The following is a 13304-nucleotide window of genomic DNA, read 5'->3' as shown; positions in this document are numbered from 1 at the left end:
TGGTTATGAATGCATGTCAGCTGTGGCTCGTTGACGCTGGCGAATGTCATCAAGTTGGGCATCGGGAATCGCGGCAATCAGTTTCTGGGTATAGGGCTTTTGCGGGGTGTTGTAAATCTCCTCAGCAGGACCAATTTCTTCTACTCGCCCCTGATTCATGACCATGATGCGATCGCTAATAAATTTCACCACACTCAGATCGTGGGAAATAAAGATGTAGGTAAGCTTAAAGTCCTTTTGTAGATCTTTGAGGAGGTTAAGGACCTGGGCCTGTACTGAAACATCCAAGGCGGAAACCGACTCATCACAGATGATAAATTTAGGTTCACAGGCCAGGGTACGGGCAATGCAGATGCGCTGACGCTGACCACCGGAAAACTCATGGGGCATACGACGCAGGGCACTGGCATCCAACCCCACCCGCTCTAACAGATGGATAGCCCGTGCTTGGCGCTCCGCCTTAGTGCCCCCCAAACCGTGAATTTGCATGGGTTCTATGATGGCGGCACCGATCGTCTGGCGGGCGTCTAAAGACCCGTAGGGGTTTTGAAACACAATTTGCATTTCTCGACGGAGACGACGCATAGCCTCAGCATCAAGATCTAGAACAGACTGTTTATCAAATTCAATCAGGCCGGATGTGGGGTCAATAAGACGCAACAAACAACGGCTCAGGGTGGATTTACCACAGCCGGACTCCCCCACTAAACCTAGTGTTTCGCCAGGGTAAACCTCAAAGCTGACAGCATCCACAGCACGAAACTCTTCTCTTTTCCCAAACAACCCTGCCCGCATGGGAAACGCCTTGGTTAAGTTCTGGACCCGTAAAAGAGGCGTTTGCTGCACCAATGTTTGACGATGCTGTTCAATTTCGTGGGGGCTGACCTCAGCGAGTAACTCAGCTTTCTCAGCTTCTGTCCTCACTTTGGCAACAATTTTCCCAGCCTCTGTCCCTGACCCCACTTCCATAAAGTCGCTTACGGTTGGCAATCGACGCAGCTGTTGCTGCGGTCTGGGTCGACAGTTTAATAACCCTTGGGTGTAGGGATGCTGCGGGTTGGCAAACAGATCATAGACTGGGGCAATTTCCACCAGGTCACCTTTATACATGACAGCGACCCGATCGGCAATCTCCGCCACCACCCCCATATCGTGGGTAATAAACACAATTGCCGTTCCCCGCGAGGCTTGTAAATCACGCAGCAGGTCAAGAATGGTGGCCTGAATGGTAACATCCAGAGCTGTGGTGGGTTCATCGGCAATGAGGACAGCCGGATCGCCTGCAAGTGCGATCGCAATCATCACCCGCTGCTGTTGCCCACCCGAAAGCTGATGGGGATAGCGCCCTAATATCTGTTCAGGCTCAGGCAGTTTGACCTCGGCACATAGCTCCAGTGCCCTAACCTTAGCCCCTTGACGATCGAGGTCCTGATGTAATCGTAAGGCCTCAATCAGCTGGTCCCCACAGGTATATACCGGATTGAGGGATGTCAGCGGCTCCTGAAAAATCATGGAAACCAATTTGCCCCGATACTGTCTGCGCTCTTCACGGGAAAGCTTAAGCAGATCCACCGGTTGCGCATCCGACAACGAGGGATCTCGAAACCAGATTTCTCCCGATTGTCTTGTGCCTGATGCCAGCAGCCCAATTAAAGCTAGGGATGTCACCGACTTACCCGACCCCGACTCACCGACAAGACTCAATGTCTCACCTGCGGTTAGGGAAAACGAAATAGACTTAACCGCTGACACGTCACCGGCCTTGGCTGGGAATGTCACAGAGAGATTTCTAACATCAAGAATGGGAAGAGGCATATCGAGTCTGATAAGTAATGGGCAGAGACCAGGGCGACTTTTTCATTACCATTACACAATGTTTAGGGCGTTATTTATGTATTTGTTGTCCCGATTACAGGCTCTTTTTTTACTTTTGTCATAGAAATACGAAAAATTTGACATGTTGTTACGTGTATAAATTTACTCATTCTTTCTGAGATAGTTAATGTAGCGTTTGTTCTCAGGAACCACGTTAAAAGTTTAGGGTTTTTACACACGTCTCCCTAAAACTCTTCTCTGCTACTAGGAGTCATTTATGATTCGTCAACGATTTTTTTTCAGGCGACGCTTCCGCAGAATGCTGGCAATTATCTTTGCCCTCACACTCACGGCTGTGTTAGTCAACTGTGGTGGCACTCCCGATAGTGCCGGTGATACGCCTGGGGGTGACGAAGTAACCGCTACAACAACAGATACAGGCACCCTAGTGTTTGGTTCAGGAGGGCAGCCCGATAACCTCTCTTCCGGCGATGTTACGGATGGGGACTCCTTATATGTGCAGCTACAGATTTACAACCACCTGATGGGTAACGAGCCAGGCTCAACCGAACTTGTTCCTGAGCTAGCCACCGAATGGACCGCGTCTGAAGATGCCTTGACCTGGACCTTTAAGCTACAGGAAGGCATTAAATTCCATGATGGCACTGATTTTAACGCTGAGGCCGTAGTTTTTAACGTCAACCGCTGGTGGGACCCTGATTTTGAGTACGGTTTCCGCGACGAAGGTAAGCTATACGAAATTTGGAGCTACCTCTTTGGCGGGTTTAAGGGCGACGAAGCATCCGTTCTAGCCGACGTCAGCGCCGTGGATGACATGACCGTTGAGTTCAAGCTAGTTGAACCCTTCGCTGCGTTTCCAGCTGCGATCGCATCCGCCTATTTTGGCATTGCCAGCCCCGCCGCAATTCAAGAATCTGGAGCAGACTACGGCACCCCCTCTGGTTTAGCCATAGGTACCGGACCGTTTGTATTTGAAGAATGGTTGAGCGGCGATCGCATTACCCTGACTAAATTTGACGACTATTGGCAAGAAGGACTGCCCAAAGTTGATCAGCTCGTCATTAGCTTTATTGAAGATCCTGCGGCTCGACTGGCACAGCTGCGAGCCGGAGCCCTTGACTTTACCGTTGACCTCACCCCCGACCAGCTGGCAGAAATCGAAGCAGATGCCAATGTGGAAGCGGTGTTCCGTCCCTCCTTTAACGTAGGTTTTCTAGCGCTGAATCCCAGCTACGAACCGCTATCAACACCAGAGGTGAGACAAGCCATTGCCCAGGCCATCAACAAGCCTGCCATTGTTGAAGCATTTTGGGGAGAGTTGGGTGTGACTGACGCCCATTTTATCCCCCCTTCCATGGAAGCCTTTACCAGCGATAGCGTGGGAGATTATGAGTACGATCCGGAGGCAGCTAAGGCTGCACTCGCAGCAGCAGGCTATCCCAATGGCTTTGACCTGGAACTGTGGTATATGCCAGTCAGTCGGCCCTATTTCCCTAATCCGAAACCGATCGCCGAAGCCTTTGCCGCAGAACTCAGCCAAATCGGTATCACAGTGAATTTGCAAACCAAGGACTGGGCAGCCTATTTAGAAGATCGCAACACACCACCTGGGTATCAATCCTTTATGCTAGGTTGGACCGGTGACTACGGTGACCCTGACAACTTTCTGTACTCTCACTTTGGCCCTGGCGCAACGCAAGATTTAGGTAACTACGAGAGTCCTGAAATGTTTGAGTTGCTTAACAAGGCCCGGGCTGAAACGGAACCAACAGAGCGCGAAAAACTGTACCAAGATGTGGATACGATGTTGTTTGATAAGGCATTGCGGATTCCCATCGTGCACTCTCAGCCGCTACTGGCTCAGCGCGTGGGTCTAGAAGGCTGGAGTCCCAGTCCACTGGGGAATGAACCTTTTCCTGCGGTGGAGAAGCCTTAGGGCAGTCTTTAAAGACAATGACCCGAAAGGTGGTCTTGATCTTAAATTAGCCCACTCTACGAGAAGCCGCTTTGGCGTTTACATCCTAAGTCCTTCTCCCTGGGGGAGAAGGACTTTGAGAGTGATCTGAAAAAGCTTTTCCCTCAGATAGCAAAAATTAAGTCATCTCCCCTTCTCCCTGGGGGATAAGGGGCAGGGGGATAAGGGCTTATCCAAGGTAGACATACCTTTCAAAACATTACCTGCTTCAAAAGTAAGACCAGCCCCATCCACTTTACTCACCCCACGTACCCTCAACAGAATCTCCATGGGTAGATATATTCTCAAACGCTTACTCCATCTAGTCCCAGTACTGCTGGGCATTTCACTCCTAGTCTTTGCTTTTTTACATCTGATTCCCGGCGATCCGGCCTTAGTTTTATTGGGTGACCGTGCTAACCCTGACCAGGTAGCCGCTCTGCGAGAGCGCATGGGCCTCAATGAACCGCTACCGCTACAATATCTATCCTTCCTGGGCAGCTTGTTAAAGTTTGATCTAGGCGAGAGTATTTTTACCGGCATCCCCATTTGGGATGAGATTAAGCTACGATGGCCTGCCACATTTGAGCTGTCCGTCTCAGCCATGCTCATTGCTCTTGTATTGGGTATTCCTGCTGGAGTAATCGCCGCTGTTCGCAAAAACAGCTGGATCGACAATCTCACCATGAGTGGCTCGCTGCTAGGAGTCTCGATGCCAGTGTACTGGCTGGGATTATTGCTGGTCTATCTCTTTGCCGTCAATTTGCAATGGCTGCCACCCAGCGGTCGTATTGGCATTGAGACAGGTTTAGCCTTTGAACCGATCACCGGCTTTTTTATCTTTGATGCCCTGGTTCAGGGTGACTTTGCCGCATTAAAAAACATTTTGTCTCATCTAGTGCTGCCTGCTATTACCCTCAGCACCATCCCCCTTGCTATTTTGGCACGGATTACCCGCAGCGCTATGTTAGAAGTTCTCTCTCAGGACTATATCCGTACAGCTAGGGCTAAGGGGTTGGTAGAACTGTTTGTCATTGGTAAACACGCCCTAAAAAATGCCATGCTGCCTGTGGTTACAATTGTGGGTTTGGAGTTTGGCACCCTTTTAGGGGGAGCAATTTTAACAGAAACAATTTTCTCTTGGCCCGGTATTGGCAAATGGATTTATGAGGGCATTTTGCAGCGCGACTACCCAGTAGTCCAAGGTGGTGTTATATTTGTGGCCTTTGTTTTTGTCTTGGTGAACTTGATTGTGGATATTTCCTACGCCTTCCTAGACCCCAGAATTCAATACAAGTAGAGACATTTCCATCAGTTTTTTTGTACCAACCCCCTGTTTTATCCCACCATCATGACGCCCGTTACCGCCACTAGACGCATTCCCAAATTCCTCAAAAATCGTGCCGTGCAGCGATTCTTGGAATCAACCTCTGGACTCATTGGTCTAGGCATCACAATTTTTATTGTGCTGGCTGCCCTATTAGCTCCGGTGCTCAATCCCTACGATCCGGCCTCCGATCGCAACTATGCCATTCGGTTACAGGGGCCTAGCTTAGAGCACTGGTTTGGAGCGGATGGTCTGGGACGGGACATTCTCACCCTAGTCTGGTACGGTCTCAGGACATCGCTGGTGATTGGCCTGGTGTCGGTTCTGATTGGTTTATTGATCGGGGTGACGCTAGGGTTATCAGCCGGTTACTTTCGGGGGTGGGTCGAAACGGTGATTGGCTGGATCACGGATGTACTGCTAGCGTTTCCGTCAATTTTGCTTGCGATCGCAGTCGTCACCGTCACTGGCCCTAGTGTCCTCAGCGTCATGTTTGCCGTTGGCGTTGTTCAGGTACCCAAGTTTATACGCCTGACCCGTAGCATGGTGCTCTCACTACGGGAACAAGAATTTATCCAAACTGTTCGGGCATTTGGCGCTAAGTCACCCCGAATTGTTTTCTTGCACATATTGCCCGCCAGCTTAGCCCCCCTCGTAGTACAGGCAACATTGGCCATTGGCACCTCTACTTTAGAAGCTGCCGGTTTAGGGTTTTTAGGGTTAGGCGCTCAGCCCCCTACACCAGAACTGGGCACAATGTTATCTGATGCGTTTAAGGGTGGCTATTCCCTCTCAGCTCCCTGGACCATTGTTTTTCCAGGGTTGTTTATTACCCTGACTGTTTTGGCCTTTAACCTACTGGGCGATGGGCTGCGAGATGCGCTAGATCCTAAAGGTAGTCGTTAGGCTGTGATCAGGCTCTGAGGCATTTTGTGCACCAAAAGCATCCACCATCTGTTGATGGGTAAACGATGGCTCACCATGTGCAAGCGTATAACAGCACACTTCGTGGTAGGCGTTTTCATCAAAGACGATGTGAGTCGTCAGGCTGATTTTTTAGTTTCAGCACCATAGGGATGAAGCCAATACCGTTTTTGACTTGTCTCTCCCCGGCTGCACGAAAGCCCAACTTCTCGTAAATCGGCACCGCATACGACGACGAATTTACGCTGATTTCTGAAAGCCTTGACCGATTGGCTCGGCAAATCTGCAAAGCCTGGCGCAGAAGTTCTTTAGCAATTCCCCGATACTGAAATTCTGGCGTGACGAAAAGCAAGGAAATATGATGATGGTCTCGCATTTCAATCACCCCCACAATCTTGTCTTGATCCAAAGTGATGAGGCTGAAATGATTGGTTTGAGCACGTGTTCGAAAGGCATTCGACTGAATATAGCGGTGAAACTCTTGAACCCCTTCAGATGAACATTCCGGGGCAACAAACTCATTGAAACCACGAGCCACCAATTCACTGACTTCACGTGTATCTGTTACGTTCAAAGGTCGGTAAGTAAGCGCCTTATCCATCGCTGGTGAGAAAAGCCTTCCATTTGGTATGCTCAGGCTCTTATACGGCAAACATTTGCCATTAATGCATACAGCTGAATCAACTTTTTTACCGTCAATAGTTTTGAGACTGACCATGCAGGCAGTTGGCCATGGGTCTAACTCAAATGTAAAGAGTGCGATCGCAACCTCCAGCTCATCGACGTTCCCCCCTTCAGAGCTGAGAATCTTCCCAAACTTCTGCCTCAACGCATCACTGGCAAGAGTAATTGGATCCATCGCCTGTGAATTCTGCTGTTCAGGGTGACTAATTAGATCAATCTTTGCAACTTGAACCCCTTGTCTTTTACAGTCTTCTCCTAAATGAGGATGCAAATAGCATAGACCGCTAACACCATGGTGAGCAGTACTTTGAGCCACACTACGAAGCCGTTTTACACTAATCACGACATGAAATAACCTATGAAGTACAGACGTTCGACAGCTAACCTCCGACCGAGTACTTTCTCGCAACTGGACGAGCAATCTCGCCTTCTTGGGCTAGTGAGGAGAGAAAGAGTGTAAGGTCAGAAACGTTATAATGGCGAGACGTATCTAACAAAAAATCAAGTTTGCCATCGCGATCTAAATCTCCAGCCCAAAGCAAACTAGGTCCGGTCCAATCACAACAGTTGTCCAACCTATATTCCTGCTTCTTGCCCTCCCCATCCTCAGAAAACGTCAAAATAGTCTGTAGCGTGTCTGCTGAATCAACCTCAGTCAATTGAAATCGATAGTGAATGGGTATTTTTGATGCTTCATCGGCATTTAGAACAACGCTTAACGAAGACAGACGATCTTGCTGTGGTAAATGTCTAGGAACCGTTACGGACCCGGCAAAAACTGTTTTAACCATGCCAGAGGTTAAAAAGTCTGGGCCTTTGACCAGAAACATTGACATCGCATCGTTATCGATGACAATCTCCTTACCTGTAAACTCATCTCCTTCCATATCCAGAATGCCATCTCGGATCGTATTGACAGTAATGGTTGTCGGCAACAACTCAAACCCATCATCGGTGACAAATAGGCTCCACCACTGCCCCCCAGATGCTGCGACAACTTCATCACCATGGTATTTACGCACTTGCAGTAGCTCATAGGGCAGCGTTTCATCATTGAGACTGGGCAAGGATGCAGTAGCGATCGCACCATCAATATTCGCCGGGAAACCTGCTTCTGCCAGGGAAGTATCCAGAGATAAACGCGTTATCGCTGACATCGGAGTGCTGGAAGTGATTTCTTGGGCTGAGACATGGCTACAGGCCGCTAGCCCCAGACACCCCAGGCTAGCTAGTAATTGACGATACATTTATCTACCTCATTAGAGCACTCTTAATTGGGTACCGATGCAGCCTGATAAATTATCACCTAATTAGCTGGTTGAGCGGAGTCGAAACCAGCGGTGTTAGGGACGTTTACTTTCGGCTATCTACTTATTTTCAAATGTAACTTTTTAATCAACAGCCAGCTCAGCACAATAGTAAACAACCTTTAAGACAATTCTAATCTGGCCTATATCTCAAATCTAGAGGGTCACGTTAACGTGGGACATAACTGATTTGGTATCGTACGCGGTGAAATAACCATGGTTGTAACCTCGTCATCCCCGTCCATTGCTGAGTGGCTGGGTCCAGAAGCTGATGATCTACTGGGCTACACAGCTAAAATTCCTAAAAGTCAACTACATCTGCCTGGAGCTGACTGGGTAGATCGCATTTTTACCCAGACCGATCGCAACCCACAGGTATTGCGGAGCTTACAGCAGCTATATAGTACTGGACGCCTTGCAAATACAGGCTACCTGTCAATTTTGCCTGTAGATCAAGGCATCGAGCATTCAGGAGCGGCCTCGTTTGCGCCCAATCCCATTTATTTTGACCCACAAAATATTATTGAGCTTGCGATCGCAGGCAGCTGCAACGCCGTTGCCACTACCCTGGGTGTCCTGGGCATGACATCCCGCAAATATGCCCACAAGATTCCCTTTATCGTCAAGCTTAACCACAACGAACTACTCACCTACCCTAACCAGTTTGACCAGCTGATGTTTGCCTCTGTGGAACAAGCCTGGAATCTGGGAGCCGTTGCCGTTGGCGCAACCATCTATTTTGGCTCACCTGGGGCGGCAAAACAGATTCAAGACGTTAGCAAGGCCTTTGCCCGCGCCCATGAGCTAGGTTTAGCAACAATCTTATGGTGCTACCTGCGTAGCAGCGTCTTTAAACAAGATCAAGACTATCACCTCTCCGCTGACCTGACTGGGCAGGCAAACCACCTGGGCGTCACCATTGAAGCCGATATTATCAAGCAGAAGCTACCGCTCAACAACGGTGGCTATAAAGCAGTTACCCAGGCAACCGGCGAAAAATATGGCAAAACCCACGATTTAGTCTATTCAGAACTGACTACGGAGCACCCCATCGACTTAACTCGCTACCAAGTACTCAACTGCTATGCCGGTCGTGCTGGGTTAATTAACTCAGGCGGTGCATCAGGGGAAAATGACTTTGCTGAGGCCGTGCGGACTGCAGTCATTAATAAACGAGCCGGTGGTTGCGGACTTATTTCTGGACGTAAGACATTTCAGAGAGATTTCAAAGAAGGAATCAAACTGTTTCACTTAATTCAAGATGTCTATCTAGACAATGACATCACCATCGCATAACAACATCAGATAGGTGCAATGGCATTGGCCGATGAGTTTCTGATCAACCAATGCCTCTCATCTTGTAAGTGTCCCCTGAGCGGAGTCGAAGGGGACTTTTTCGTGGGGGTTGGCTTCGACTTCGCTCAGCCAACATTCAGCCAACATATTTTCTGGGACGGTTACTTAATATTTATATTTGTTCCCCAGATCTACAAAAAATCTTAGACTCTTCACAATCTTAAGCAAGCGGCACATTTTCTCAAATAAAAGGGTAAATATAGGGTTTTATCTATGTATTCTTGATTCTTTCCAGATATTTATCAGGGTCGTATGTATTTATATTTGTATTTACCACAATCACCACTAATTAAAGTAATTCCCATCAAGTCCGATCCTCACAGTAGGCGCTTGCCAGTTCATGCTTAAGCAGCCAAAATCATGTTCCAGTGTCCATTTGTCCATATTCTGAAACAAAAGGAATTGATTAGGACTCTGTACCCCCATGCTCGCTGCTCATTAGTCTCCTAGGGAATGGAGTATGAAATACAAACCAATCATACTGTCAGCTGCAATTGGCGCACTGCTAGTTTGGATAGGGTTGCTAGTAAAAGGGCGTTCAGTTAATGGTGCCCCCCATGTGCTCTATCAAGGGCATCTATCGGAGCAACTTCAACAGGATTTAAGTGTCAACGAAACTGTTCTTAAAAACCGACAATCGCTACAACCGTCTTCTAAGGAACTCGCCCAAGAATTAAAGCAGATAGATCAACTGCACGGTGAGCTTCAAAATATTCCTAACTTTCTGAGCAATCGGAGCAGTCAGCAACTGCAAGGAATTTTGGATGACTATGGCGACAGTGTCACTGCAAAAGCTAAACTTGCAGAACAGTTTCAAGCACAGAACTTAGTTATAAAAGATACGCTATCGGCCCTACTCACCTTAAATAAAGACATTAAGACAGCAGGTTCTGAAAAGGTGGGAAAACAGGCTTATCCCGCTGTCACAGACCTGCTCGAACAGATCGTAATCTATACTTTTGCGCCAAGCGAGGTATCACTCACTGAACTTCAGGGCCAAATTGACCAGTTGCAGGCGTTGGTGGATGCTGGCAATGTTCGCGATCGCGACACCGCCGAGAGGGTGCTCAATTACTCCCGCATTATCTTAGAACAGAAACCTCAGATCGATCAGCTTAGCCAATCGCTATTAGCATTACCCACCACACAACAGTTACAGAATCTATCTAATACCTATGAAGACGCTTACTCTAAAGCCCATACCAGGGCTAAACTGTTTCAACTAGCCGCTCTGCTATGGAGCATCGGCATGGTGGGGGTTCCCATCTATTTCAAGCTGAAAAAGCAACAATCCCATAAAGCTGAAAAAATCACCAATTTTCTATCCGAGAGCCTGGATGATGCCTTTATCGATGTCGATAATCAGTGGGTCATAACCTATGCTAATGCCCATGCCGCAAAAGATTTAGACAAGTCACCAGACGAACTCATCGGCCAAACACTCTGGAGTGCATTACCGCCAGAGCTTGGCAAAGACCAGAAACATTATTACAAGGCAGCGTTTAATCAACAGTCTACGGTGACATTTGAGGCTCGCCTCACCTCGAAGGCCCGCTGGCTTGAGTTCCGCCTTAGCCCCAGCATGGATGGGCTTTCGATATTTTGGAAAGATATCAGCACCCATAAGAAGGCCGAGTTTCAACTGGCCCTGAGCCTTGAAGCCAATGATGAAGCCCTAAGAAAAGCTCACGAAGCCCAGAAAAAAGCAGAAGCAGAGCGTCTAAAAGCAGAAGTAGAGCGTCTAAAAGCGGAAGAAGCCAGCCAGGCCAAAAGTGAATTTCTTGCCAATATGAGCCATGAGCTACGCACACCGCTCAACGCTATTATCGGTTATAGCGAAATGCTTGAGGAAGATGCAGAGGATTTGGGTCAAGATGGCTTTATCCCTGAACTACAAAAGATTCATGGTGCTGGCAAACATCTCTTGGGCCTGATCAACGATGTTCTAGATCTCTCTAAAGTGGAAGCTGGTCGCATGGAGATGTATTTAGAAACATTTAACATCAAACCTTTGGTGCAGGATGTAGCCGCAACAATGCAGCCGATGATCGCAAAGAATAACAATACTTTAAAGATTCAATATTCAGATGATATTGACAAGATGCATGCAGACCCGGTTAAGGTCCGACAAAGTCTCTTTAACCTGTTGAGTAATGCCAGTAAATTCACTCAAAATGGCACCATTACCGTCAATGTGACTTCAACCCAGACTGACAATAACAGCTACATAGACTTTTGCATTCAAGATACGGGTATTGGCATGATGCCAGAGCAGTTACAAAAAGTCTTTAATGCTTTTTCTCAAGCAGATTCTTCAACCACCCGAAAATATGGTGGCACCGGACTTGGGCTCACGATCACTAAACGATTTGTCCAGATGATGGGAGGTAACGTCAATGTCCAAAGTGAAGTTGGCAAAGGCACAACATTCACGATACAAATCCCGAAAACTATTCAGGAAATAACCCGCCCCTTATCGGACAAAATTATAACTGAGCCAACCATAGAATCCACCAGTCCCACACCACATACCAATGGACATAGCCCAGAATCGACCGCTGACATTCTCAATTTCTCTTTAATAAAAGCACCCTGTTCGGGATGTGTATTGGTTATCGATGAGGATACAACAACCTGTGAGTTGATTTGGAAAACCCTGGTTAGTCAAGGTTTTTTTGTTGTTTTAACCCACAATAGTCGCAAGGGGGCAAAAATGGCCGATCAGCTCTTACCTGACCTGATCATCCTGGATCCAATGATATTGGATATGAATGGTTGGCGAATGATTGAGGCCATCAGACAAAATTCTAACCCCAGGAAGACGCCTATCATTTTACAGACTTCAAAAGCAGCGCAGAATCATGGTGTTTCTCCAGATGCTGCGGATTATTTATCTAAACCCATCAATCCTGAAATACTATTAACGGTCGTTAACAAGTACCTACAGGAAAGCGACCCAACCATTCCTGCATTAATTTAATTCTCTCTCACTGCAATCGCATGACTCAGACAATCCAAAATAGTGGGTGTAATATCTGTGAGATCATCCACATGACTAAATTTGTTAGCCGCAGGGCCAACCACCCATAACGGTACGGCATTGAGGGTATGGCATTTTGTAGATAAGTCTTCTACATTGCCATGGTCACTGACCACAATGAGTGTTGCATCTGCGGCTAAGGCTGCAATGACGGCAGCCAGGAACCGATCAATCCGCTGCAATACGGTTACGGCTCGGTCATAGTGTTGGGCATGGCCTGCATAGTCGCTGAGATAGCACTCAAACAAGGTGACGCTATGGCTGTTGCCCAGTGCTGCTAGATAGTTACCCGCCACCTCAGGGGTAATGGGTGGTGTAGCCACACCCCGAGAGCTGGCGATTTCTCCCGTAATATCCCAAAAAATTGCTTCTCCTGCTTCATATTCGTACTGCATACGAAACGGCAGCCCTGCGGTCATATTCAACAGCGTACAGACGGAATAGCGCCATCGCCGCTGAGCAATGGCTTCAAAGTAAGCCGGGGAATAGAGGTTCGCTAGGGTGGCTGTTTCTCCCAGGGCGAGTACCTGTTTGAACAACCCATAGGGTTCAATCAGCTGACGCAGGGAGCCATTGGCAAAACCGGTCTGGTGCTTCCCGCGAAACCTGGCAGCATTGTGGCCTGTGTAAATGGTGGTTTGCCCGGTGGCGCTCTGGGGAAGTCCTGGCACCCCCAGGGTGGCGTCTATGGGTTTGAGCAATAGGTTAGGGTGTTGGGCATAGGCCCCAGCCAGCAAGGGTTGGCTGCACAGGGATTGCCAGTGGGGCATCGCGGCAGGATTACTCACAGGGTTATGGGGTCCAGGGGTGCCTAAACCTAGACCATCTAAAAACAACAGAATGAATTGGGGTTTGCCCATTGTCTGGTGTTGGGTG

Annotated in this window: 9 protein-coding genes; 5 read left to right on the top strand and 4 right to left on the bottom strand. The window is 48.2% G+C overall.

What is annotated here, in order from left to right; all coding sequences use genetic code 11:
- Positions 1-3: 3 nt before the first annotated feature.
- A complete protein-coding gene (locus tag QGP82_RS25855) occupies positions 4-1815 on the bottom strand; it encodes an ABC transporter ATP-binding protein (RefSeq protein ID WP_163665942.1) in 1812 nt (603 codons plus the stop codon).
- 277 nt (positions 1816-2092) lie between these two features.
- Between QGP82_RS25855 and QGP82_RS25850 the strand changes: the two genes are divergently transcribed.
- The 3 genes from QGP82_RS25850 to QGP82_RS25840 all read left to right on the top strand — a co-directional run bounded on the left by QGP82_RS25850 (position 2093) and on the right by QGP82_RS25840 (position 6023).
- Positions 2093-3772, top strand: a complete 1680-nt coding sequence (locus QGP82_RS25850) for an ABC transporter substrate-binding protein (protein WP_499061459.1) — start codon at positions 2093-2095, stop codon at positions 3770-3772.
- A gap of 307 nt (positions 3773-4079) precedes the next feature.
- Positions 4080-5090 carry an ABC transporter permease gene (locus tag QGP82_RS25845; RefSeq protein ID WP_163665946.1) on the top strand — a complete coding sequence of 337 codons (1011 nt, stop codon included), beginning with the start codon at positions 4080-4082 and terminating at the stop codon, positions 5088-5090.
- Between the two features lie 51 nt (positions 5091-5141).
- Positions 5142-6023 (top strand): ABC transporter permease, encoded by an 882-nt coding sequence (locus QGP82_RS25840; protein ID WP_163665948.1) that lies wholly within the window; start codon positions 5142-5144, stop codon positions 6021-6023.
- Positions 6024-6141: 118 nt separating this feature from the next.
- On the opposite strand, the gene QGP82_RS25835 is transcribed toward QGP82_RS25840, so the two are convergent.
- The gene (locus tag QGP82_RS25835) at positions 6142-7041 is read right to left on the bottom strand and encodes a GNAT family N-acetyltransferase (protein ID WP_499061458.1); all 900 of its coding nucleotides are present in this window, start codon (positions 7039-7041) and stop codon (positions 6142-6144) included.
- A gap of 64 nt (positions 7042-7105) precedes the next feature.
- Complete coding sequence (locus QGP82_RS25830; protein WP_499061457.1) at positions 7106-7972, bottom strand: hypothetical protein; 867 nt, start codon at positions 7970-7972, stop codon at positions 7106-7108.
- 276 nt (positions 7973-8248) lie between these two features.
- On the opposite strand from QGP82_RS25830, the gene QGP82_RS25825 reads away from it, so the two are divergent.
- Positions 8249-9328, top strand: a complete 1080-nt coding sequence (locus tag QGP82_RS25825) for a class I fructose-bisphosphate aldolase (protein WP_499061456.1) — start codon at positions 8249-8251, stop codon at positions 9326-9328.
- A gap of 520 nt (positions 9329-9848) precedes the next feature.
- The gene (locus tag QGP82_RS25820; RefSeq protein WP_499061455.1) at positions 9849-12368 is read left to right on the top strand and encodes a DAHL domain-containing protein; all 2520 of its coding nucleotides are present in this window, start codon (positions 9849-9851) and stop codon (positions 12366-12368) included.
- Here QGP82_RS25820 and QGP82_RS25815 read toward each other — a convergent pair.
- Positions 12365-13288, bottom strand: coding sequence for an alkaline phosphatase family protein (locus QGP82_RS25815; RefSeq protein WP_163665958.1), 924 nt, complete (start codon positions 13286-13288; stop codon positions 12365-12367). The two genes, QGP82_RS25820 and QGP82_RS25815, sit on opposite strands and share 4 nt — an antisense overlap.
- Positions 13289-13304: the final 16 nt, after the last annotated feature.

This window comes from Leptothoe sp. LEGE 181152 (assembly GCF_032906605.1).
Taxonomy (GTDB): Bacteria; Cyanobacteriota; Cyanobacteriia; order Phormidesmidales; family Phormidesmidaceae; genus Leptothoe; species Leptothoe turfae.
Note: the sequence above shows the minus strand (reverse complement) of the source record. Positions and strands in the feature narration are given on the sequence as shown.